Here is a 22,755-nt window from a genome sequence, read left to right on the forward strand (position 1 = left end):
CCGCGCCATGAACTTCGACTACAGCCCCAAGGTCGCGCAGATGCGCGAGCGCCTGCTCGCCTTCTTCGACGAGCACATCTACCCGAACGAGCGCCGCTATCTCGAAGAGGTCGAAGCCAACCGCCGTGCCGGCAACGCCTGGGTGCCCACCAAGGTCATCGAGGAGCTCAAGCCCAAGGCCCGCGCGGCCGGGCTGTGGAACCTCTTCCTGCCCAAGTCCAATCGCGCGCCCGAGGGCCTGTCCAATCTCGAATACGCGCCGCTGTGCGAGATCATGGGCCGCGTGTTCTGGGCGCCCGAGGTCTTCAACTGCTCGGCGCCGGACACCGGCAACATGGAGACGCTGGAGCGCTATGCCTCCGAGGGGCTCAAGGACCAATGGCTGGAGCCGCTGCTGCGCGGCGAGATCCGCTCGGCCTTCCTGATGACCGAGCCGGCCGTGGCCTCGTCGGATGCAACCAACATCGAATGCCGCATCGAGCGCGATGGTGACGACTACGTCATCAACGGCCGCAAGTGGTGGAGCTCCGGCGCCGGCGACCCGCGCTGCGCCGTCTACATCGTCATGGGCAAGACCAATGCCGATGCCGGCAGGCACGAGCAGCAATCCATGATCGTCGTGCCGGCCAACGCGCCGGGTATCCGCGTGATCCGCCCGCTGTCGGTGTTTGGCTACGACGATGCGCCGCACGGTCACATGGAAGTCGAGCTGAAGAATGTGCGCGTGCCGGCCGGCAACATCCTGCTCGGCGAAGGCCGCGGCTTCGAGATCGCCCAGGGTCGCCTCGGCCCCGGCCGCATTCATCACTGCATGCGCAGCATCGGCGCCGCTGAACGTGCGCTGCAGCTGCTGTGCGAACGCGCCATCGCCCGCACGGCCTTCGGCAAGACCATCGCCCAGCAGACGGTCACGCAGGAGCGCATCGCCGAGTCGCGTTGCATGATCGAGCAGGCCCGCCTCTTGACGTTGAAGGCGGCCTACATGATGGACACGGTGGGCAACAAGGTCGCCAAGGCCGAGATCGCGATGATCAAGATCGTCGCGCCCAATATGGCCCTGCAGGTCATCGACTGGGCCATCCAGGTCTTTGGTGGCATGGGCGTTTCCGACGACACGCCGCTGGCCATGATGTGGGCCCACCAGCGCACGCTGCGCCTGGCCGATGGCCCGGATGAGGTGCATCGCAACTCGCTGGCCAAGCTGGAACTGGCCAGTCACATGAAGCTGCCGGCGGACAGAGTCTCGATGCCCGTCACGCGGGGCGGCTGAGACCTGAAGCCCCTCGCCCAGTCGCGCCCTGCTGAACGCAGGCGCGCCTGGTCGGTCCCCCGAGGGGACGGCGATGCTCGCGGCGGGCCGGCTAGGGAGCGGCCCGTCGCTTGGCCCGAAAATCAACCGCGAGCGGTCGCCAACACGAAATCTGGATGGATGTCCCGCGTGCCATGGCGCGGGAAGGCGATGCGCACCAGCTCCTCGGTGCAGGCCTGCACCTCGCCCCAGCCAAAGCGGCGCACGCGCACACGCTGGCCGGGAGCGAAGGCGGCGGCTGGCGCCTCCTGGACCTCGGGCTGCGGCGCCTTGATCTCCGTGGCCAGCAGGCCCTCGAAGCGCGCGCAGCTGTCGCAATGCCCGCAGCGGCCCGAGTCGCTGTCCGGTGTCTCGCCAAAATGGGCCAACACGCTAGCCCAGCGGCAGCCACCGGCCTTGGCATAGAGCACCATGGCCGCGAGGCCGTCCTTGCCGCTTTGCACGCGTTGCTGGGCCGCGGCTTCGGCGGCCTCGACGACGGCCTCTGGTCCGCGCCGTGTCGCCGGGCGCAGTCCATCCGCCTCGTTGCCGCGCAGCGCACGCACTGAGCGCAGCGCCGCCAGCACCTTGTCCAGCCGGCGTTGCGGCAAGCGCGCCATCTCGGCCAGCGCGGCCGGCAGCCAACCGCCCTGCGGCGTGTGGCTGGCCAGGGCACGCCAGACGGTACCCAGCTCCTCACGGGACGGCGCCTGGCCGCCAGCAAAGAACTGCTGCAGCGCCCGGTCACCCTCACGGAACAGCAGCACGCAGTCCGCAATGTCGCCATCGCGCCCCGCGCGGCCGAACTCCTGCACATAGGCTTCGATGGAGGCTGGCATCTGCGCATGCAGCACGAGGCGGATGTCGGGCTTGTCGATGCCCATGCCGAAGGCGTTGGTCGCGACCATCAGACGCGTCTCGTCGGCCATGAAGGCCTCCTGAGCCGCAGCCCTGTCCTTGGCCGGCAGCTTGCCGTGATACAGCCCGACCGGCAGTTCGGCCTCGCGCAGCGCACGGTGCAGGGCGGTGGCTTCGCGCACCGTGGCGCAGTAGACGATCGCACTGCCGCCGTCCAGCGCGCGCAGCCGGCGCAGGATGAGCTCGCGCCTTTCCTTCTCGGTCTGCGGCAGCTCCACGGCCAGGCGCAGATTGGGTCGGTAGACGCCATGGCACAGCACGCCGTCACGCGGGATGTCCAGGGCTGCGGCGATCTCGCGCTGCACCGGCGCCGAGGCGGTCGCGGTCAGCGCCAACACAGGCGGTCGGCCCAGCGCCCGGCGGGCGTCACGCAGCGCGCTGAAGGCGGGCCTGAAGTCGTGGCCCCATTGCGAGATGCAGTGCGCCTCGTCCACCACGAGCAGCCCGACGCGTTGCTCCTGCAGCAGGCCCAGCGTGCGTGCATCGGCCAGGCGCTCGGGCGTCGTGAACAGCACGCGGACGGCACCGCGCGCCAGCAGAGCTTCGCTCTCCAGCCGCGAGTTCGCATCCAGACCGGAGTGCAGCTGGCGCGCCGCCACGCCCTTGGCCTGCAAGGCGTCGCACTGGTCCTTCATCAGCGCAATCAGCGGTGAGATGACCACGGTGAGGGCACCGTTCAGCACGGCGGGCAACTGGTAGCACAGCGATTTGCCAGCGCCCGTGGGCATGACGGCCAAGGTGCTCTGGCCGGCCAGCACGCGGGCGATGACCTCGCCCTGGCCGGGGCGCAGCTCGCGCAGGCCGAACACCCGCTTCAGCGTGGCGCGCAGTTTCACCGGGGTGACGGGTTCGCGCGGCGGCAGCTTCTCGGGGATGGGCGCGGGCGAAGGCGACGGATCGTCTTCGCGCGGGTCGGCACCGGGCAGCAGGCGACCTGCGGCGGTCATCACGGCGGTGGTCATGCCGCCGCCGCTGCAGCCACGGAACCCGCCTTGCGGCAACCCAGCACGCCCGTCACGCGGTTCAGCACCTCGGGCGCCCAGCCCATGCCCATGTGGCTGGCCTGCACCTCGATGTCGCGGGCCAGCGGCCAGCGGCTGGCATGCGTGCAGGCCTCCCAGGACACCACGCCGTCGCGGCGGCTGTACAGCGACACGGTGGGCACCGGCGGCGGCTCAGCCAGGCGTTCGCGCAGGGCGGCCTCGGTCGGGGCGGCCTTGCCGTTGAGCAGGCGGAACAGCCAGCCCACGTTGGTGTCGTCGACGCTGCCGTTGAAAGGCGTGCCGATGGTGACGACATGGTGGACGCGGTCATGCCAGCGCTTGGCCAGCTCGCGGGCATAGAAGCCGCCGAGGCTCCAGCCGACGAAGCTGACCTCGCGCGCCGGCGCCACGCGCTCGTGCAGCCTGTCGGCCAGCTGTTCCAGCCAGGCATCGACATCGCCGCGCGGGCCGGTGTTCATGCCCTGGCCCCAGTCGAGGGCGCGAAAGCCCGAGCGTTCCAGGTGGCGGCGCAGCGGCCACAGCGTCAGGCCGTCGGTGCCGAGGCCCGGGAAGAGCACCACGGTATGGCCGGCGCCGATCTGCGTGGCCGGCTTGCGCCAATGCATCAGCGCTTGCCACGCTTCCACCGTGGCCCGCGCGGGCTCCGAGGCGAGCAGCGACAGCGCCGGCCGCCGGTTGGACGCGGCGGTCGGCTTGGGTGTCAGGGTCACGACGGGAGTGGTGGTGGTCATGGCTGGGGTGGCGCAAGCCAATGAATTTGTCGATGGCCCGATGCTGGGGCTGCGGGACAGGCCGCCGTGCCAGCGCGGCGCCACAGCCGCTGTAGGACGACGCTGGCCGGCGCAGCAGGCGGCGCTGTCCGACGCGAGGCCGGCGAACCCGCAGGCACACTGCGGCGCCATGCAAGCCTTCTTCAAACCCTATCTCGTGGCCCTGCTCATCATGGGCGTGCTGGACGCGCTGTGGCTCGGCTGGCTGGCCCGCGACTTCTATCGCCAGGAGATGGGCGCCCAGATGGCCGACCCCATCCGCTGGGTGCCAGCCCTTGCCTTCTATCTCGCCTATCCGGCCGCCCTGGTGGCGCTGGCGTTGTTTCCGGCCGGCCAGCCGCTGGGCCAGCAGATCGCGCGCGCCGCCCTGGTCGGCCTGGTGGCCTATGGCGTCTATGACCTGACCAACCTGTCCACCCTGCGCCACTGGCCCTTGAAGCTGGCGCTGGTGGATACCGTCTGGGGCTGCTTTGCAAGCACCGTGTCTGGTGGGGTCGCCGCCTGGGTGGCGGAGCGCTGGCGCTGACAGAATGCGGGGATGGCCAAGCCTGCCCCCAAGCTCAACCCGGAAGAAGTCAAGCGCGTCATCGCGACCGCCTTTGAAGATGTGCCGCCTTACAACAAGGTGCTGCTGACCCATGGCATTGGCCATGGTGAGCTGGTGGCGCTGCTCAAACGCGAACTGACGCCGGCGGCCTACAAGCTCTGGGCGGCCAAGGGCAAGGGCAGCAAGGGACCCACCAAGAAGGCGACCTGGCCCCATGGTCGCTGAGTTGAAGCTGCCACGCCGCTCCGTCCTTGCGTTGCTGGCCGCCATGGCGGCCTGCAGCGATCCCGATGCCCGCATCCGCAACCGCATCGACACCGGCTGGCATCGGGACGATCTGGAAGCCTTGCTGCTGCACTGGCACAGCCACGCCGTGCGTCCCGACGGCAGCTTCCATCTGGCCTTCGATCGACGCTGGCAACCGCTGCCGCAAGCCGAGCTGGAGCTGACCGGCCAGGCTCGCCTGGTCTACGCCTTCGCCGCCGGTCACGAGTTCATCCCGGACGCGGGTTACATCAAGGTCGCCCGGCGCGGCGCCGACTATCTGCTGCAGCGCTTCCGGGACCCGGTGCATGGCGGCTTCCTGCACAGCGTGGGGCCGGACGGCGCCCCCAGGGGTGGCGTCAAGCGGGCCTATGGCCATGCTTTCGCGCTGCTGGCCCTGGCCGATGTCTATCGCATCGGCGGCGACGTGCGCTACCGCGACGCCGCCCTGCAGGCCTGGCGCGAGATCGAGCTCAACTTCTTCGATCCCACGGGCGGGCTCTACAGCGAATGCGAGCGCGACTTCAAGCCCATTGCCGGCGGACGCACGCAAAACCCCGTCATGCACATGTTCGAGGCCCTGCTGGCCCTGCGCGAGTCCACCGGCGACAGGCTGGCCGAGGCGGGAGCCCGCCGCGTGGGCGACTTCGTCGTCAACCAGCTGATGCAGGGCCAGGCCGAGGGCAGCGCCCATATCCCCGAGTGGTATGACGAGGCCTGGAAGCCGCTGCCGACCAAGGAAGCCGGCGGCTATATCGACATCGGCCACCAGTTCGAGTGGAGCCATCTGTTGACGACGGGCGGCGTGGTCTCGCCCATCTATCCCCAGGTGGCTGAGCGCGTGCTCTCGTATGCGCTGGCCACCGGCTATGACGACATCGACGGCGGCTGCAGCCAGCGGGCCTTCCCCGACGGCATCAAGACCGACACCCGCAAGGGCTGGTGGCAGCAGGCCGAATGCCTGCACGCGCTGATGGTCGCCGCCAAGGAGTCGGCGCGCAACGACCTGTGGCGACGCTACGAGCAGACGCAGGAGCTGATCAAGAAGCAGCTCATCGACATCGAGCACGGCGGCTGGCAGGCCGCCGACGCCCTGCCTTGCAAGACCGGCGGCTGCCAGGATGTGCAGCCCGACCCGTATCACATGGTGCGCCTGCACCAGGCGGCCTTGAAGCTGGCCAGCGGCTGAAGACCCGTCGCCAACACCCCGCACGCCCTCCGTAGCGAGGGCGTTGTTGTTCCTGCTTCACAGAGGCCTCGAACCGGCGTTCTGCATGGTGCCGAATCCCTGTGTCGAGCCTGGGGAAGCCTGCTGGTTAACCCGGACATGCGATGCGAAAACCAGCATCGAGAAGTCCAAAAATGTGATTAGCCGCGAATCGGTCGGCCCCCTAGCATGAATTCAGACCCGAGCCCACCAGCCCTCTAGAGGCTGAAGACGCTGAGCGGGTTTGGACCTGCCTACCCATAACGATTCCCGGAGACACGATGAAGAACCAAGGCCTGGCGCCGCTGCCTGCGCGCGCCCATTCCCAGACCTTTGCCCTCAGCCTGACCGCCGCCGCCGTGCTGGCCGTCCTGTCCGGCAGTGCGCTGGCCCAGGAAGCCGCCAAGGCCGAGTCGCTGGACACGGTGACCGTTACCGGCGTGCGCGCTTCGCTGACCAAAAGCCTGGCCAACAAGCGCACCAACGACCAGGTCGTGGAATCGGTCGTCGCCGAAGACATCGGCAAGCTGCCCGACAACAACGTCGTCGAAGCGCTGCAGCGCGTGACCGGCATCCAGGTCACCAACCGCGCCGGCGGCGAAGTCGGCACCATCTCGATCCGCGGCCTGCCCGACATCGCCACGACCTGGAATGGCCGCAACATCTTCACCGCCTCCGGCACCCAGGTGGCGCTGCAGGACATCCCGTCGACCCTGGTCCGCCAGATCGACGTCTACAAGACCCGCGACGCCGGCCAGCTGGAAAACGGCATCGCCGGCCAGATCGACGTCAAGTCGCTGCGCCCCCTCGACTTCAGCGGCTCGAAGTTTTCGCTGCTGGCGCGGGAAACCTATCTCGACCCGGCCAAGAAGGCCAATCCGCAGCTGAGCGCGCTGGCCAGCAACCGCTGGAAGACCGACGCGGGTGACTTCGGTGCCCTGGTCAATCTGTCGATGGTCAAGACGGACTACCGCAACGAGAGCGTGACGCCCGGGGCCATGGTGCCCTTCGTCAGCCCGAATGCGGCCGAAGTTCCGGCCGGCTACACGCCGCTGCAGCGCGTCTTCGACAACAACATCTGGACGCCTGGCACCTACACCGGCCTGCCGCAGCAGGCGGGTTCGACCCTGAACTTCAACGGCACGGCACGCCCGTATTACCTGGCGCGTGACGCCGTCTTCCAGAGCGATGTCCAGGGCGAGCGCAAGCGCCCGGCCGCCAACGTCGCCCTGCAATGGCAACCGAACGCAGACGCCGTGTACACGTTCGAGGCGATGTACAACGGCTATCGCGACAAGTCCTTCAACCGCCTGCTGTTCAGCTTCGTGGACTGGTGGGGCAGTCTCGGCAGCAACCCCGCGGGCACGATCACGACATTCCCGGGCACCAACGTCATCAAGACGCGGACCGTGAATGACGTCTACGGCTTCAACAGCGGCGACTACACCACCTCGGCTACCGATTCCCGCATCCTTGCCCTGAACGGCAAGTGGAATCTCGGTGACCGTCTGCGGCTGGACGGCGATGTGTCCTACCAGACCAGCAAGTTCCACTCGGAATTCACCGCCACCCGCATCGATCGCGTCGCGCCGTCCATCACCGTCGATTTCAATTCGGGCGGCGGCAACATGGCCTTCAAGTTCAACAACAACGCCGACCTGGTGGACCCGGCCAAGTGGAACGTGGCGCAGTTCTACGACAACGCCAACCGCAACGAGGGCAGCGCCGGAACCGCCAGCCTGAACGGTGTCTACGACGCCGACTGGGGTCCGCTGAAGACGCTGAATTTCGGCGCGCGTTTCGACAGCCGCAAGGCCTCTGAAGCCAACCGGACGCAATCGGCCTTCCTGGGGCGCAACCTGGCCTCGCTGGGCGCCGACTACTACCACGTCAACTCGAATTTCGGCAGCGACATCTCGGACGTGCCGCGCTCCTGGATCGAGCCGAATGCCTACTTCATCCGCGACAACATCGATGCGTGGCGCAAGCTCTACAACTCGGTCGATGCGAACTTCCTGACGACCGACAAGCTGAGTCTGCAGAAGACCTTCGATGTGAAGGAAGACACCACCAACCTCTTCCTGATGGCGGACACCGAAAGCCAGCTGTTCGGCCGCACCCTGCGCGCCAACTTCGGCGTGCGCTATGTGCAGGTCGATACCAGCATGACCGCCTACGCCGTCGACGCCACCACCAAGGTGGTGACACCGACTAACGGCGAGAAGACCGCCAGGAAGTTCCTGCCCAGCCTGACGCTGCGCTACGAGCCGGCCAAGGACGTGCTGGTGCGCTTCAACTATGGTGAAACGCTGCGCCGGCCGGGCTTCGGCGATCTGAATCCGGTGCTGCAACTCAGCGACGACGTCTCCCGCGTCGGCTATGGCGGCGGCGGCGGTGGCAACCCCGGCCTGGAGCCGACGCGCTCCAAGAACCTCGACCTGACGGGCGAGTGGTACTTCCAGAAGGACAGTGCGATCTACGGCACCGTGTTCCAGCGCAAGATCGAGGGTCTGGTCGTGCCGTTGCGCCGCCGGGTCCACGTCGATCCGGCCAACGACCCCTTCCGCAACTCGACCTCGGGCGGCGACCACACGAACGGCTACGACTACGTCATCAGTTCGCCGGTCAATGCGTCCAACGGCAAGATCAGTGGCCTCGAACTGGGCACGGTCTACTTTCCGAAGGGCCTGCCGGGCCTGCTGGATGGACTGGGCTTCCAGGGCAGCGTGACGCGCCTGACCTCGTCGCAGAACGTGCCGACGGCCAACAGCGCCGGCGAGATCGTCTCTCAGCTGGAGACGCCCTTCTTCGGCGTGTCCAAGCTGTCGTGGAATGGGACGCTGGCCTACGAGAAGGGCCCGGTCGGTGCCCGCCTGTCCTATGTCCGTCGCTCCGCCTTCCTGGCCGCCAACGAAGCTGCGCTGTTCGCCAACCCCATCGGCATCTGGCGCCAGCCGGAGAAGAGCGTGGATTTCCAGCTGACCTACAACATCAACGATCGCATGGCGCTGGACATCAGCGGCGTCAACCTGACGAACGAGATGCAGCAGCAGTACTACCACTTCGGCGACGCCGGCAGCCCGGAGATCACCAACTTCGGTACGGTCCAGATCGGGCGCGCGTTCTCGGTCGGTTTCCGCTGGAAGCTTTGAGTCGAGCCTGTGCTCGCCGGGCGTTGCAGGGATCTTCCCGGCAGCGCCCTTTTTCCATCTGGCAGTACCCATCATGTCCGACTTGCTTGAGGCGCTGATCCGCCAGCGCGCCGACCCCCACATCTCCCGCCACGCCGATGGCAATTACTACTTCACCGCCTCGGTGCCGCAGTACGACCGCATCGAGATCCGGCGTGCAACGACCATCGAAGGCCTGGTCGATGCGCCGATCTTCGACGTCTGGCACAAGCCCGACACGGGGCCGTACTCCGAGCTGATCTGGGCGCCCGAGCTGCATTTCAACGACGGCGCCTGGTATGTCTATTTCGCCGCGGCGCCGACACGTGCTCTGGATGGCCTGGGCATGTTCCAGCACCGCATGTACGCGATCCGGAATGCCGCCCAGGACCCGTTGGGCGGCGCCTGGGAGTTCCTCGGCCAGGTCGATACCGGCATCGACAGCTTCTGCCTGGACGCCACCACCTTCAGCCACCGCGGCCAGCTCTACTACCTGTGGGCGCAGAAGGACCCGGCCATCGCCGGCAACTCCAACCTCTACATCGCGCCGATGCAGACGCCCTGGCAGCTGGCCGGCGCACCGGTGCTGCTGAGCCGCCCGGAGCACGACTGGGAATGCCGCGGCTTCCTCGTCAACGAGGGGCCGTCGGTGCTGATCCGCCACGGCCGCGTCTTCATCAGCTATTCGGCCAGCGCGACGGACGAGAACTACGCCATGGGCCTGCTGTGGGCCGACGAAGGCGCCGACCTGCTGGACCCGGCGAACTGGCGCAAGTCCGTCCAGCCGGTGATGCGCAGCTGCGCCGAGGACAGCGTCTTCGGCCCCGGCCACAACAGTTTCACCGTGACGGACAACCCCGACGAGGTGCTGCTGGTCTATCACGCCCGCACCTACACCGAGATCGAGGGCGACCCGCTGTGGAACCCCGACCGCCACACCTTCGTGAAGCCGCTGCGCTGGTCGGCCGACGGCATGCCCCTCTTTGGCAAGCCTTCCCGGCGCGATTGATGCCGGTTTCGATATCGGTACGCCGAGTTAATTGATTGGATCGCGTATCCCTCCGCTCCTAGCATCGTTTCCATGCGGCAAACCTGCGTGCCGCCAGAACGACCTCCGAGACAAGACATGACGACTGACGACAAGAAGAGCAAGGTCAAGCTGCGCTCCGCCGAGTGGTTCGGCACCCAGGACAAGAACGGTTTCATGTACCGCTCCTGGATGAAGAACCAGGGCATCCCCGACCATGAGTTCCAGGGCAAGCCCATCATCGGCATCTGCAATACCTGGAGCGAGCTGACGCCCTGCAATGCCCACTTCCGCAAGCTCGCCGAGCATGTGAAGAAGGGCATCCTGGAAGCCGGCGGCTGGCCGGTCGAGTTCCCGGTCTTCTCCAGCGGCGAGAGCAATCTGCGCCCCACCGCCATGCTGACGCGCAACCTCGCCAGCATGGACGTCGAGGAGAGCATCCGCGGCAACCCGGTCGACGCCGTCGTGCTGCTGGTGGGCTGCGACAAGACCACGCCGGCCCTGCTGATGGGCGCGGCCAGCGTCGACGTGCCGGCCATCGTCGTCACCGGCGGCCCCATGCTGAACGGCAAGCTCAACGGCAAGAACATCGGCTCGGGCACGGCCGTCTGGCAGTTGCACGAGCAGGTCAAGGCCGGCGAGATCAAGATGCACGACTTCCTGGCCGCCGAGGCCGGCCACTCGCGCTCGGCCGGCACCTGCAACACCATGGGCACGGCGTCCACGATGGCCTGCATGGCCGAGTCGCTGGGCACCTCCCTGCCGCACAACGCGGCCATCCCCGCCGTCGATGCACGCCGTTATGTGCTCGCCCATCTGTCCGGCATGCGCATCGTCGACATGGTGTGGGAAGACCTGCGCCTGTCCAAGGTGCTCACCAAGCAAGCCTTCGAGAACGCCATCCGCGTCAATGCGGCCATCGGCGGCTCCACCAATGCCGTCATCCACCTCAAGGCGATCGCCGGCCGCATGGGCGTGGAGCTGGAGCTGGAAGACTGGACCCGCATCGGCCGCGGCACGCCCACCGTCGTGGACCTGCTGCCCTCGGGCCGCTTCCTGATGGAGGAGTTCTATTACGCCGGCGGCCTGCCCGGCGTCATCCGCCGCCTGGGCGAGGCCGATCGCCTGCCGCATCCGCAGGCCCTGACCGTCAACGGCAAGAGCCTGTGGGACAACTGCGTCGACGCGCCCATCTACGACGACGAGGTCATCCGGCCGCTGGACAAGCCGCTGATCGAGGATGGTGGCATCTGCATCCTGCGCGGCAACCTCGCGCCGCGCGGCGCCGTGCTCAAGCCCTCGGCCGCCACGCCCGAGCTGATGAAGCACCGCGGCCGTGCCGTCGTGTTCGAGAACTTCGACGACTACAAGGCCCGCATCGGCGACCCCGACCTGGATGTCGACGCCAGTTGCATCCTCGTCATGAAGAACTGCGGCCCCAAGGGCTACCCCGGCATGGCCGAGGTCGGCAACATGGGCCTGCCGCCCAAGCTGCTGGCCCAGGGCATCAAGGACATGGTGCGCATCTCCGACGCGCGCATGAGCGGCACCGCCTACGGCACCGTCGTGCTGCATGTGGCGCCCGAGGCCCGCGCGGGTGGGCCGCTGGCGGTCGTGCAGGAAGGCGACTTCATCGAGCTGGACTGCGCCGCCGGCCGCCTGCACCTGGACGTGCCCGAGGACGAGCTGCAGGAGCGTCTGAAGGTCTGGGCCGCGGCCCAGACCGTGGACCCCGCCGACGCCACCGGCTATCGGCACCTCTACATCCAGCACGTGCTGCAGGCCGACGAGGGCTGCGACTTCGACTTTTTGCGTGGCTGCCGAGGCTCGGCCGTGCCGCGCCACTCCCATTGAGGTCTGAATCCATGAGCAACACCATTCAAGGCCTGGCCCTGATTGGCGGCGAAGCGGTGCGCGGCAAGGGTGCCGCCTTCCAGGCCTTCGACCCCAGCAGGAACGAAGCCCTCGGCCCCGACTTCAACGCTGTCGATGCCGCCCAGGTCAGCGAGGCCTGCGTCCTCGCCGGCGCCGCCTTCGACGCCTTCCGTGCGACGAGCGACCACGAGCGAGCCGACTTCCTCGACCAGATCTCGGCCCAGATCCTGGCCCTCGGTGACGACCTCATCGTGCGCGCCATGGCCGAGACCGGCCTTCCACGCCTGCGCCTGGAAGGCGAGCGCGGCCGCACGATGAACCAGTTGAAGCTGTTCGCCGAGCTGCTGCGCGAAGGCAGCTGGCAGGACGCCCGCATCGACACCGCCCTGCCGCAGCGCCAGCCGCCGCGGCCCGACCTGCGCCTGCGTTTTGTCGGCGTCGGCCCCGTGGCCGTCTTCGGCGCCAGCAACTTCCCGCTGGCCTTCTCGGTGGCGGGTGGCGATACCGCCGCGGCGCTTGCCGCAGGCTGCCCCGTCGTCGTGAAGGCGCACTCGGCCCACCCGGGTACGTCCGAACTGGTCGGTCGCGCCGTCGTCGAGGCGGTGCGCAAGTCCAATCTGCCCGCCGGCGTCTTCGCCCTGCTGACCGGCAGCGGCCATGGCATCGGCGACACCCTGGTGCGCCACCCCGCCATCCAGGCCGTCGGCTTCACCGGCTCGCGCAGCGGCGGCATCGCACTGATGGCCGCGGCCGCGGCGCGCCCCCAGCCCATCCCGGTCTATGCCGAGATGAGCAGCATCAACCCGGTCGTCCTGCTGCCCGGCGCGCTGGCCGAGCGGGGTGCCGACATCGCGACCGGCTTTGCTGCGTCCCTCACCATGGGCGTGGGCCAGTTCTGCACCAACCCCGGCCTGGTGCTGGGCATCGCCGGCGCCGACTTCGACCGCTTCGCCAAGGCCGCGGCTGAAGCACTCAAGCCTGTCTCCGCCGGCACCATGCTGACCCCCGGCATCGCCGGCGCCTACCAGCGTGGCGAGGACCAGCTCGCCGGCCAGGCCCAGGTCGACACGCTGCTGCGCGGCGCCTCCGCCGGCTGCCAGGGTGCACCCAGCCTGTTCAAGACGACCGGCGCGGCTTTTCTCGCCAATCACCAGATGTCGGCCGAGATCTTCGGCCCGGCTTCCCTGCTGGTCGCATGCAAGGACGAGGCCGAACTGCTGGCCGTCATCGAGGGCCTGGAAGGTCAGCTGACCGCCACGCTGCAACTGCAGGATGACGACGAGACCGATCTCGCCGCCGCCCGCGCCTTGCTGCCCGCACTGGAACGCAAGGTCGGCCGCATCCTGGCCAATGGCTATCCCACCGGCGTCGAGGTGTCGACGGCCATGGTCCACGGCGGGCCCTTCCCGGCCACGTCCGACGGCCGCAGCAGCTCCGTCGGCACCGCGGCCATCCAGCGCTTCCTGCGCCCGGTCTGCTATCAGAACCTGCCGCGCGCCCTGCTGCCGGCCGTGTTGCGCGAACCGAATGAGCGCGGCGTCTGGCGGCGCCGTGATGGTGCATTGACCCGCAACTGAAATCCAACAAAGCCACAGAGACACAGAGACACAGAGAGAAAGCACCACTGCCTCTGTGTCTCTGTGCCTCTGTGGCTGTGTTCTTGAGAACAACGAAGGAGACAACACGATGAAGAAGCAACTGCTCGCCCTGGTGGCGATGCTCGCGGTGAACGCCAGCGCGCTGGCCGCCGACATCAAGCTGGTCGTCAACGCCGACCAGCCCGGCCCCGTCATCCACCGCAATGTCTACGGCCAGTTCGCCGAGCATCTCGGCACCGGCATCTACGAGGGCATGTGGGTGGGCCCCGAGTCCAAGATCCCGAACGTGCGCGGCTGGCGCAAGGACGTCGTCGCGGCGCTGAAGGAACTCAAGGTGCCGCTGGTGCGCTGGCCCGGCGGCTGCTTTGCCGACGAATACCACTGGCGCGAAGGCATCGGCCCGCGCGGCAAGCGCCCGGTCAAGGTCAACACCACCTGGGGTGGCGTGCCCGAGAATAACGCCGTCGGCACCCACGAGTTCTTCGACCTGGTCGAGCAGCTGGGCGCCGAGGCCTATGTGAACGGCAATATGGGGACCGGCAGCCCGCAGGAAATGGCCGAGTGGCTGGAGTACATGACGGCCGAGGGCAAGTCCACGCTGGCGGAACTGCGCCGCAAGAACGGCCGCGACAAGCCTTTCCGCGTGCACTACTTCGCCGTGGGCAACGAGACCTGGGGCTGCGGCGGCAATATGCGCCCCGAGTACTACGCCGACATGTACCGGCACTGGGCGACCTTCCTGAAGACGCCCGAGAACAACCGGCCCAAGTTCATCGCCAGCGGCGGCAACGACACCGACACGACGTGGACGGATGTCCTCAGCAAGAGCGTGCGCTTCAACTTCGATGCCATTGCTCACCACGCCTACACCTTCCCCAGCGGCAAGTGGGAAGGCAAGGGCTCGGCCGTCGGTTTCCCCGAGGGTGAGTGGATCTCCATGCTGTCCCAGGTCGGCAAGATCGACGACACGCTGACCCGCAGCACGACCATCCTCGACAAGAACGATCCGCAGAAACGCCTGGCGCTGTACTTTGACGAATGGGGCAGCTGGTACGACCCCGAGCCGGGCAGCAACCCCGGCTTCCTGGTCCAGCGCAACACGCTGCGAGACGCGCTGCTGGCGGCCCTGCACTTCAACGTCTTCCACGCCCATGCCGACCGGGTCAAGATGAGCAATGTCGCGCAGATGGTCAATGTGCTGCAGGCCATGATCCTGACATCCAAGGACAAGCTTGTCCTGACGCCGACGTATCACGCCTTTGCGCTGTACACGCCCTTCCAGGACGCCACCTCGCTGCCGGCGAAGATCGAGAACAACCCGGTCTACAAGGTCGGCAATGTCGAGATGCCCGGCATCTCCGCCACGGCGGCGCGGGCCAAGGACGGCAAGCTCTACATCGGCCTCGTCAACTCGAATGCGAACGAGGCGGCCGAGCTGACCCTGCAGGTGGGGGCCACCGCCCCCAAGGCCGTCAAGGGCCAGCTGCTGACCGCTGGCGCGATGGATGCGCAGAACGAACTCAGCAAGCCGGCCCAGGTCGTGCCTCAGGCCTTCGAGGCCCAGGCCGCCGGCGGCAAGCTGACGCTGAAGCTGCCGGCCAAGTCGATCGTCGTCGTCGCCGTCGAGGGCTGAGCGCCCGCTCGGCCAGCGTTTCCCCGCCATCCGCAACCCTGGGCCTGCCGTGCTGCTTGCCCAGGCTTTGCGCTGCGTGCGAGGTCCGCACGCGGCATATCAAAACCAGGATCAACCGCGCCTGGAATGTCATTGGTGCGCCGCCGCCGAGCCTCCTAGGCTGCAGCGGACATCACCACCAGACCCGGAGACAAATCCATCATGGCCTTTCAGAACCGACGCGACTTCCTCGCAGGCTCGGCCGCCCTTGCGCTGACCGGTTGCGGCGGCGGAGGCGGTGGCGCGTCCTCGCCGGCGCCCAGTCCCGCACCGGCACCGGCACCGGCACCGACCCCCGCGCCTGCACCCACGCCCGCTCCTGCCCCCACACCGACCCAGTCGCCCATCAGCTTCACCAACGTCTCCGTGCATGACCCGTCCGTCATCCGCGTCGACGGCACGGCCTATGTCTTCGGCTCCCACCTCGCGGCCGCCAAGACCACGGACCTGATGAACTGGACCCGGCTGGCCGATGGCGTCAACAACAGCAATCCACTGTTCGGAAGCAAGGTCACGACCGAGTTGGCCGACACCTTTGCCTGGGCCCAGGTCACCGACCTGTGGGCGCCCGATGTCGCCAGGCTCGACGACGGCAAGTTCTACATGTACTACTGCGCCTGCAAGGGCGACTCGCCGCGCTCCGCCCTGGGTGTTGCCGTGGCCGACAAGGTCGATGGACCCTATGTCAACAAGCAGATCCTGTTGAAGTCCGGTATGTGGGGGCTGGCCAGCGAAGACGGAACTGTCTACGACGCCACCGTCCACCCCAACGTCGTCGACCCCCAGGTCTTCAAGGACGCGGCCGGCAAGCTGTGGATGATCTACGGCTCCTACTCGGGCGGCCTCTTCATCCTGCAGATCGACCCGGCCACCGGCCTGGTGAAGCCCGGCCAGGGCTATGGCAAGCACCTGATGGGCGGCAACCACGCGCGCATCGAGGGCGCCTACGTCCTCTACAGCCCGCAGAGCCAGTACTACTACCTGTTCTGCTCCTTCGGCGGCCTGGATGCGGCCGGCGGCTACAACATCCGCGTGTCGCGCTCGCGCGCTCCCGACGGCCCCTATGTCGACGGCGCCGGCACCGACATGGCCACGGTCAAGGGTGCGGCGGGCACGGTCTTCGACGACGCCAGCATCACGCCTCACGCGATGAAGCTGGTCGGCGGCCACCAGTTCGCGCTGGCCGCCGGCGAGACCGGCACGGCCCTGGGCTATGTCTCGCCCGGCCACAACTCGGCCTACTACGACGCGACGACCCAGCAGTACTTCATCATCTTCCACACGCGTTTCCCCAACACCGGCGAGGCCCACGAGGTGCGTGTGCACGAGATGCACCTGAACGACGACGGCTGGCTGGTCATCGCACCGCTGCGCTATGCGCCACTGAGCCTGGCCACGCCGGCGCAGACGGTCGATATCAGCGCGGCCCAGGCAGCGGGAACCTACAAGCTCGTCAACCACGGCCTGGACATCACGGCGACGACCAAGCCCTCCATCAACGTCACGCTGAATGCCGACGGCACAGTCAGCGGCGGCATGACGGGCACGTGGACCACCAAGGCCGGCAACAAGCTGTCCCTGACGTCGGGCACCACGACCTATGTCGGCGTGCTGTCGCGGCAGTGGCATACGAATGCCGGCGCCTTCGCGGTCAGCTTCAGCGCGCTGTCGTCGGGTGGCGTGTCACTGTGGGCAATTCGCACGGGGGCTTGAAGATGCGCGCCCTGCTGCTGGCCCTTGCCCTCGTCGTCAGCGGCGCGGGCGCGGCCACGCAGGGCTTCCCGCTGGACCGGGTGCGCTTGCTCGACGGGCCCTTCCTCGAGGCGCAGACCACCGACCTGCACTATCTGATGGCCCTCGACCCCGAGCGCCTGCTGGCGCCCTTCCGCCGTGAGGCCGGCCTGCCGGTGCCGGTGCCGAGCTATGGCAATTGGGAGTCGTCGGGCCTGGATGGCCATATGGGCGGCCACTACGTCTCGGCCCTGGCCCTGATGGTCGCCTCGACCGGTGACGCCGAGGTCAAGCGGCGCCTGGACTATGTCATTGCCGAGTTGAAGCGCTGCCAGGACGCCCTGGGCACGGGCTATATCGGTGGCATCCCCGATGGCGCCAAGGCCTGGAGCGAGGTCGCAGCCGGTCAGCTCAAGGTCGACAGCTTCTCCGTCAACGGCCGCTGGGTGCCTTGGTACAACCTGCACAAACTCTTCGCCGGCCTGCGCGACGCCTGGGTGCATGCAGGCAATGCCGACGCGAAGCAGATGCTCATCCGCATGAGCGACTGGGCCTTGCGCCTGACCGCGCCGCTGACGGATGCGCAGATGCAGGACATGCTGCGCAGCGAGCACGGCGGCATGAACGAGGTGCTGGCCGACGTGGCCGAGATGACGGGCGACCGGCGCTATCTGGCCCTGGCCCGCCGCTTCTCCCACCAGGCCATCCTGCAGCCCCTCGCCGCGGGCGAAGACAAGCTGACCGGCCTGCATGCCAACACGCAGATCCCCAAGGTCATCGGCTTTGCGCGCATCGCCCAGCTTGGCGGCGAGGACGAAGGCCGGCGCGCGGCAGAGTTCTTCTGGCGCACGGTGACGGAAAAGCGCACGGTCGCCATCGGCGGCAACAGCGTCAAGGAGCACTTCCATCCGGCCGACGATTTCAGGCCCATGTTGAATGAGGTCGAAGGGCCCGAGACCTGCAACAGCTACAACATGCTGAAGCTGACGGCGCTGCTGCAACGGGAGCATCCCGAGTGGGGCAGCTACGCCGACTTCTACGAGCGCACCCTCTACAACCACATCCTCGCGTCCCAGCATCCGGGCGAGGGCGGCTTCGTCTACTTCACGCCGATGCGGCCCCAGCACTACCGCGTCTATTCGCAGGTGGACCAGGGCATGTGGTGCTGCGTGGGCTCGGGCATCGAGAGCCATGCACGCCACGGCGAGTTCATCTACGCCCACGATGGCGACTCGCTCACCGTCAACCTCTTCATCGCTTCCGAGCTCGACTGGCGCGAGCGCGGCGCCCACATCACGCAGACCACCCGTTTTCCCGACGAGTCGCGCACGCGGCTGACCGTGCACGAGGCCGGCGAGTTCGCGCTGAAGATCCGCTACCCGGGTTGGGTGGGGCCTGGCGCCTTGAAGGTCAAGCTCAACGGCAAGCCGATCGCCGTGAAGGCCAGGCCGGGCGGCCATGTCGAGCTGCGCCGCGCCTGGGCTGCTGGCGACCACGTCGATGTCGAACTGCCGATGCGCACGGCGCTGGAGCCCATGCCCGGCCTGAAGCACTACGTCGCCGTGCTGCACGGCCCCATCGTGCTGGCCGCCAAGACGCCGCAGCCCGGCGAGGCCCTCAGTTTCAAGGCCGATGGCTCGCGCATGGGCCATATCGCTCAAGGACCCGTCTGCCCGCAGGAGGCCGCGCCCGTCTTTGTCAGCGACAAGGCCGACTTCGTGCGCCGATTCAGGCCGGTGCGCGGCCAGCCGCTGACCTTCACGGCGCCTGGTCTCATCCAGGGCGGCAAGGGCAGCGAGAACCTGCAGCTCATTCCCTTCTTCCGCCTGCATGACTCGCGCTACATGGTCTATTGGGCGCACGGCACGCCGGCCCAGCAGAGCCTGATGCGCGCCGAGCTGGCCCAGGCCGAGGCGGTGCGCCTGGCGCTGGACGCCCAGACCCTCGATCAGGTCGCTCCCGGCGAGCAGCAGCCCGAGTCCGACCATGGCTTCAAGGGCGAGGAGGTCGAGTCCGGCATCGCGCCGGCTGGGCGCTGGCGGCATGCAAGGCAGTGGTTCAGCTATGAGCTCAACGATCCCCAGTCTCAAGCCCGCGTGCTGCGGTTGACCCTGGCCAGCGGTGACGCCGGCCGGCGCTTCGACGTCGTTGTCAACGGCCGCGTCATTGCCGAGCTGGAGCTGGCGACCGAAGCCCAGGCTCTCTACAGCCGCGACATCCCGCTGCCGGCCGATCTCGTCGCCTCATCGGGCGGAAAACTCAGCGTGCACTTCGTGGCAAGACCCGGCTCCATCGCCGGCGGCCTCTACGGCCTGCGGCTGCTGCGTTAGGTTGACGACAGGGGCCGGCAGCCTTTCCACTGCCCCCATGCCGCTGACCCGCCGCACCTGCCTCGCCCTTGCCGCCACGCCGCTCGCTGCCCGCGCCGCGCCCGAGGTTGTCATCGCCCTCGACAGCCAGAACCCGCCTTTCATGTATGCCGGCCGCGATGGCCAGCCCCGCGGCGTCTATGCGCTGCTGCTGCGTACGGTGTTCGCCCAGCTGGATGTCCCGGCGCGTATCGTCTGCCTGCCCTGGCCTCGCGCGCTGGCGGGCCTGGACCGCGCCGAGCATGGCGTGGGCGGCCTGTATGCGACGGCCGACCGCCAGGCGCGCAACGATTTCAGCCAGGCCCTGCATGTAGAGACCATCCGGGTCTACACGCGCCGCGGCGGCCTGAGGCTATTCGACCGCATCGACGATCTGCGCGGCCTGCGCGTCGGCGTGCTGCGGGGCTGGAGCTATGGCGACGCCTTCGATGCGGCCGCGCGGGCGGGCGCCGTGCTGGTCGAGCCGGTGTCCTCCGATTCTCAGAACTTCGGCAAGCTGGAGCGCGGCTTCCTGGATGTGGCCATCGCCATCGAGCAGTCCGGCGACGCCTTGCTGGCCACAGGCGACTACCCCTCGGTGCGTGCGCTGCCCAACCCGCTGACCGAGAACCCGACCTATCTGGCCTTCAACAAGTCGGCCCAGCAGCGGAATTTGATCTCTCGTTTCGACGAGAGCTTGGACAAGCTGCGTCGCAGCGGCGAGCATGTCCGTATCGTCAGCCTGGGGCTGCGTGACTAGCCATACCGCTTTCGGTATGCCTTGGCCGAGAAATGTCATTGGTCGCGCATCGCTCGCCTTTCTACGATGGCCGTCACAAGACCGACCCATACGGAGACAGACATGAAGATCCTGCGCCGCAGCCTGCTGGCCGCCGCTTTGCTGACCCCCGCGCTCCCTGCGTTTGCCGCGCCGCTGGTCATGGGCTTCTCCCAGGTGGGTGCCGAGAGCGAATGGCGCACGGCCAACACCGCCTCCGTGAAGGCCGCGGCCAAGGAGGCCGGCATCACGCTGAAGTTCGCCGACGCGCAGCAGAAGCAGGAGAACCAAGTCAAGGCCATCCGCAGCTATATCGCCCAGAAGGTCGACGTCATCGCCTTCTCGCCCGTCGTGGAAAGCGGCTGGGACACGGTGCTCAAGGAGGCCAAGGCCGCCGGCATCCCCGTCATCCTGACCGACCGGTCCGTCAAGGTCGCCGACCCGTCGCTCTACGCCACCTTCATCGGCTCGGACTTCGTCGAGGAAGGTCGCAAGGCCGGCAGGTGGGTGGTGGAGCGCGCCGCCAAGGCACCGGGCGGCGCACTGAACATCGTCGAGCTGCAGGGCACCGTGGGCTCGGCGCCGGCTATCGACCGCAAGAAGGGCTTCGAGGAAGTCATCAAGGCCAATGCCAAGCTGCAGATCATCCGCTCCCAGTCCGGCGAGTTCACGCGTGCCAAGGGCAAGGAGGTCATGGAGTCGTTCCTGAAGCAGCGCGACAAGAAGATCGACGTGCTGTTCGCTCACAACGACGACATGGCCATCGGCGCCATCCAGGCCATCGAGGAAGCCGGCCTGAAGCCGGGCCAGGACATTGCCATCGTCTCCATCGACGGCGTTCGCGGCGCCTTCGAAGCGATGAAAGCCGGCAAGCTGAATGTGACCGTCGAATGCAACCCCTTGCTCGGCCCGCAGCTGATGCAGCTGGCCAAGGACATCGTCGCCAAGAAGCCGGTGGACAAGCGCATCACGGTGACGGAGAGCGTCTACACGGCCGATGTCGCGGCCAAGGAATTGCCAAACCGGAAATACTGAAGTGGCCAGCAGTACCCCGGTGCTGGCGCTGGCCGGCATCCACAAGGGCTTCCCCGGTGTGAAGGCGCTCAGCGACGTCAGCCTGCGCCTCTTCCCCGGCGAAGTGCACGCACTGATGGGCCAGAACGGCGCCGGCAAGTCCACGCTGATCAAGGTGCTGACGGGCCTCTATCAGCCCGACGCCGGCAGCATCACGCTGGACGGCAAGGCCATCGCGCCCAAGCGCACGGAAGACGCACAGGATCTCGGCATCCGCACCGTCTACCAGGAGGTCAACCTCTGCCCCAACCTCAGCGTGGCGGAGAACATCTGCGCCGGGCGCTTCCCGCGCCGCTGGGGCCGCATCGACTGGGCCGCGGTGCGCGCTGAAGCGAAGCGCGTGCTGGCGCAGATGGACCTCGACATCGACGTGACGGCCCCGCTGTCGCGCTATTCGCTGTCGGTCCAGCAGATGGTGGCCATCGCCCGCGCCCTGCGCATCTCGGCGCGCGTCCTCATCCTCGACGAGCCCACGTCCAGCCTGGACGATGCGGCCGTGCAGCGCCTCTTCACCGTGCTGCGCCGCCTGCGCGACCAGGGCCTGGCCATCCTCTTCGTCACCCACTTCCTGGACCAGACCTATGCCCTGGCCGACCGCATCACGGTGATGCGCAACGGCGAGACCGAGGGCGAATACCTGGCGAGCGACCTGAGCCGCCTGGCCCTGGTCAACAAGATGGTGGGCGCGCCGCCCGACCAGCAGCCCAGCCGATTGGACAGCCGCGCCACGGAGACCGGTGCCCCTGTGCTGAAGGCCGAAGGCTTGGGTCGGCGCGGCGCGCTGCACCCACTGGACCTGGAGCTCAGGCGTGGCGAGGTTGTCGGCCTGGCCGGCCTGCTCGGCTCCGGCCGCACCGAGGCCGCACGCCTGCTCTTCGGTGCCGACGCGGCCGATGCCGGCCATGTCGACATGCACGGTCAGACCCGCCGCTGGCATTCGCCGCGTGAGGCCATCGCCGCCGGCGTCGCCTTCTGCTCCGAGGACCGCAAGCACGAGGGCGCCATCCTCGAACTCTCGGTGCGCGACAACATCCTGCTGGCGCTCCAGGCCCGCCACGGCCTGCGCCTCGTCATGAGCCGTGAGCAGCAGCAGGCCCTGGCTGAGGATTACATCCAGCGCCTGGGCATCAAGACGGCCAGCGCCGACACGACGATCGGCCAACTGTCCGGTGGCAACCAGCAGAAGGCCTTGCTGGCGCGCTGGCTGGCGACGAAGCCGGCCGTCCTCATCCTCGACGAGCCGACACGCGGCATCGACGTGCGCGCCAAGGAGGACCTGATGGACCAGGTCCGCGCCCTGGCCGTCGGCAAGAGCGGCGAGGCCGGCATGGCCGTCCTGTTCATCTCCTCCGAGCTGCCCGAAGTCCTGCATTGCAGCGACCGCGTCGTGGTGCTGCGCGACCGCCGCGCCACCGGCGATTACCGCCGTGGCGAGCTGGACGAGCGCAGCGTGCTCGAGGTCATCGCCGCAGAATCTGCATGAA

Annotated in this window: 16 protein-coding genes; 14 read left to right on the plus strand and 2 right to left on the minus strand. The window is 67.8% G+C overall.

The features are described 5' to 3' along the window. The first annotated feature begins 7 nt into the window (after positions 1-7). Positions 8-1,270 carry an acyl-CoA dehydrogenase family protein gene (locus ACS5PN_RS14195; RefSeq protein WP_439464615.1) on the plus strand — a complete coding sequence of 421 codons (1,263 nt, stop codon included), beginning with the start codon at positions 8-10 and terminating at the stop codon, positions 1,268-1,270. Between the two features lie 122 nt (positions 1,271-1,392). Here ACS5PN_RS14195 and ACS5PN_RS14200 read toward each other — a convergent pair whose 3' ends face one another. Further along, positions 1,393-3,168: a RecQ family ATP-dependent DNA helicase gene (locus tag ACS5PN_RS14200; RefSeq protein ID WP_439464616.1), complete on the minus strand. Its 1,776-nt coding sequence runs from the start codon at positions 3,166-3,168 to the stop codon at positions 1,393-1,395. Continuing rightward, a complete protein-coding gene (locus ACS5PN_RS14205; RefSeq protein WP_439464617.1) occupies positions 3,165-3,941 on the minus strand; it encodes an esterase/lipase family protein in 777 nt (258 codons plus the stop codon). Before ACS5PN_RS14205 ends, ACS5PN_RS14200 begins: the two co-directional genes overlap by 4 nt. Before the next feature lie 169 nt (positions 3,942-4,110). On the opposite strand from ACS5PN_RS14205, the gene ACS5PN_RS14210 reads away from it, so the two are divergent. The 13 genes from ACS5PN_RS14210 to ACS5PN_RS14270 all read left to right on the plus strand — a co-directional run bounded on the left by ACS5PN_RS14210 (position 4,111) and on the right by ACS5PN_RS14270 (position 22,754). Further along, the gene (locus ACS5PN_RS14210; protein WP_439464618.1) at positions 4,111-4,506 is read left to right on the plus strand and encodes a DUF2177 family protein; all 396 of its coding nucleotides are present in this window, start codon (positions 4,111-4,113) and stop codon (positions 4,504-4,506) included. A gap of 12 nt (positions 4,507-4,518) precedes the next feature. Beyond that, the gene (locus ACS5PN_RS14215) at positions 4,519-4,752 is read left to right on the plus strand and encodes a DUF2805 domain-containing protein (protein ID WP_439464619.1); all 234 of its coding nucleotides are present in this window, start codon (positions 4,519-4,521) and stop codon (positions 4,750-4,752) included. Beyond that, positions 4,742-5,980 (plus strand): AGE family epimerase/isomerase, encoded by a 1,239-nt coding sequence (locus tag ACS5PN_RS14220; RefSeq protein ID WP_439464620.1) that lies wholly within the window; start codon positions 4,742-4,744, stop codon positions 5,978-5,980. Before ACS5PN_RS14215 ends, ACS5PN_RS14220 begins: the two co-directional genes overlap by 11 nt. Before the next feature lie 299 nt (positions 5,981-6,279). Beyond that, positions 6,280-9,150 carry a TonB-dependent receptor gene (locus tag ACS5PN_RS14225; RefSeq protein ID WP_439464621.1) on the plus strand — a complete coding sequence of 957 codons (2,871 nt, stop codon included), beginning with the start codon at positions 6,280-6,282 and terminating at the stop codon, positions 9,148-9,150. Positions 9,151-9,223: 73 nt separating this feature from the next. After that, positions 9,224-10,177: a glycoside hydrolase family 43 protein gene (locus ACS5PN_RS14230; protein ID WP_439464622.1), complete on the plus strand. Its 954-nt coding sequence runs from the start codon at positions 9,224-9,226 to the stop codon at positions 10,175-10,177. 117 nt (positions 10,178-10,294) lie between these two features. Next, entirely contained in the window at positions 10,295-12,049 is a 1,755-nt protein-coding gene (locus ACS5PN_RS14235) for an IlvD/Edd family dehydratase (RefSeq protein ID WP_439464623.1), read from the plus strand. 11 nt (positions 12,050-12,060) lie between these two features. Then, positions 12,061-13,647 carry an aldehyde dehydrogenase (NADP(+)) gene (locus ACS5PN_RS14240; RefSeq protein WP_439464624.1) on the plus strand — a complete coding sequence of 529 codons (1,587 nt, stop codon included), beginning with the start codon at positions 12,061-12,063 and terminating at the stop codon, positions 13,645-13,647. Between the two features lie 109 nt (positions 13,648-13,756). Then, positions 13,757-15,301 carry an alpha-N-arabinofuranosidase gene (locus ACS5PN_RS14245; RefSeq protein WP_439464625.1) on the plus strand — a complete coding sequence of 515 codons (1,545 nt, stop codon included), beginning with the start codon at positions 13,757-13,759 and terminating at the stop codon, positions 15,299-15,301. A 201-nt stretch (positions 15,302-15,502) separates the two neighbouring features. Beyond that, entirely contained in the window at positions 15,503-17,053 is a 1,551-nt protein-coding gene (locus ACS5PN_RS14250; RefSeq protein ID WP_439464626.1) for a glycoside hydrolase family 43 protein, read from the plus strand. 2 nt (positions 17,054-17,055) lie between these two features. Further along, positions 17,056-19,401 (plus strand): beta-L-arabinofuranosidase domain-containing protein, encoded by a 2,346-nt coding sequence (locus ACS5PN_RS14255; protein WP_439464627.1) that lies wholly within the window; start codon positions 17,056-17,058, stop codon positions 19,399-19,401. A 37-nt stretch (positions 19,402-19,438) separates the two neighbouring features. Further along, on the plus strand, positions 19,439-20,179 hold the full coding sequence (locus tag ACS5PN_RS14260) for a substrate-binding periplasmic protein (RefSeq protein WP_439464628.1): 741 nt from the start codon (positions 19,439-19,441) through the stop codon (positions 20,177-20,179). A 102-nt stretch (positions 20,180-20,281) separates the two neighbouring features. After that, entirely contained in the window at positions 20,282-21,232 is a 951-nt protein-coding gene (locus ACS5PN_RS14265; protein WP_439464629.1) for an ABC transporter substrate-binding protein, read from the plus strand. Next, positions 21,195-22,754 carry a sugar ABC transporter ATP-binding protein gene (locus ACS5PN_RS14270; protein ID WP_439464630.1) on the plus strand — a complete coding sequence of 520 codons (1,560 nt, stop codon included), beginning with the start codon at positions 21,195-21,197 and terminating at the stop codon, positions 22,752-22,754. The genes ACS5PN_RS14265 and ACS5PN_RS14270 overlap by 38 nt, the downstream gene beginning before the upstream one ends. Position 22,755 lies beyond the last annotated feature (1 nt).

Source organism: Roseateles sp. NT4 (genome assembly GCF_051857475.1).
In the GTDB taxonomy this organism is placed as follows: Bacteria; Pseudomonadota; Gammaproteobacteria; order Burkholderiales; family Burkholderiaceae_C; genus Pelomonas.

Excerpts from the sequence above, each read along its gene's own strand:
- ACS5PN_RS14200 (WP_439464616.1), bottom strand. The coding sequence starts at position 3,168 with ATGACCACCGCCGTGATGACCGCCGCAGGTCGCCTGCTGCCCGGTGCC.
- ACS5PN_RS14210 (WP_439464618.1), top strand. The coding sequence starts at position 4,111 with ATGCAAGCCTTCTTCAAACCCTATCTCGTGGCCCTGCTCATCATGGGC.
- ACS5PN_RS14250 (WP_439464626.1), top strand. The coding sequence starts at position 15,503 with ATGGCCTTTCAGAACCGACGCGACTTCCTCGCAGGCTCGGCCGCCCTT.
- ACS5PN_RS14205 (WP_439464617.1), bottom strand. The coding sequence starts at position 3,941 with ATGACCACCACCACTCCCGTCGTGACCCTGACACCCAAGCCGACCGCC.
- ACS5PN_RS14215 (WP_439464619.1), top strand. The coding sequence starts at position 4,519 with ATGGCCAAGCCTGCCCCCAAGCTCAACCCGGAAGAAGTCAAGCGCGTC.
- ACS5PN_RS14245 (WP_439464625.1), top strand. The coding sequence starts at position 13,757 with ATGAAGAAGCAACTGCTCGCCCTGGTGGCGATGCTCGCGGTGAACGCC.
- ACS5PN_RS14220 (WP_439464620.1), top strand. The coding sequence starts at position 4,742 with ATGGTCGCTGAGTTGAAGCTGCCACGCCGCTCCGTCCTTGCGTTGCTG.
- ACS5PN_RS14270 (WP_439464630.1), top strand. The coding sequence starts at position 21,195 with ATGTCGCGGCCAAGGAATTGCCAAACCGGAAATACTGAAGTGGCCAGC.
- ACS5PN_RS14230 (WP_439464622.1), top strand. The coding sequence starts at position 9,224 with ATGTCCGACTTGCTTGAGGCGCTGATCCGCCAGCGCGCCGACCCCCAC.
- ACS5PN_RS14255 (WP_439464627.1), top strand. The coding sequence starts at position 17,056 with ATGCGCGCCCTGCTGCTGGCCCTTGCCCTCGTCGTCAGCGGCGCGGGC.
- ACS5PN_RS14260 (WP_439464628.1), top strand. The coding sequence starts at position 19,439 with ATGCCGCTGACCCGCCGCACCTGCCTCGCCCTTGCCGCCACGCCGCTC.
- ACS5PN_RS14235 (WP_439464623.1), top strand. The coding sequence starts at position 10,295 with ATGACGACTGACGACAAGAAGAGCAAGGTCAAGCTGCGCTCCGCCGAG.
- ACS5PN_RS14225 (WP_439464621.1), top strand. The coding sequence starts at position 6,280 with ATGAAGAACCAAGGCCTGGCGCCGCTGCCTGCGCGCGCCCATTCCCAG.
- ACS5PN_RS14265 (WP_439464629.1), top strand. The coding sequence starts at position 20,282 with ATGAAGATCCTGCGCCGCAGCCTGCTGGCCGCCGCTTTGCTGACCCCC.
- ACS5PN_RS14195 (WP_439464615.1), top strand. The coding sequence starts at position 8 with ATGAACTTCGACTACAGCCCCAAGGTCGCGCAGATGCGCGAGCGCCTG.
- ACS5PN_RS14240 (WP_439464624.1), top strand. The coding sequence starts at position 12,061 with ATGAGCAACACCATTCAAGGCCTGGCCCTGATTGGCGGCGAAGCGGTG.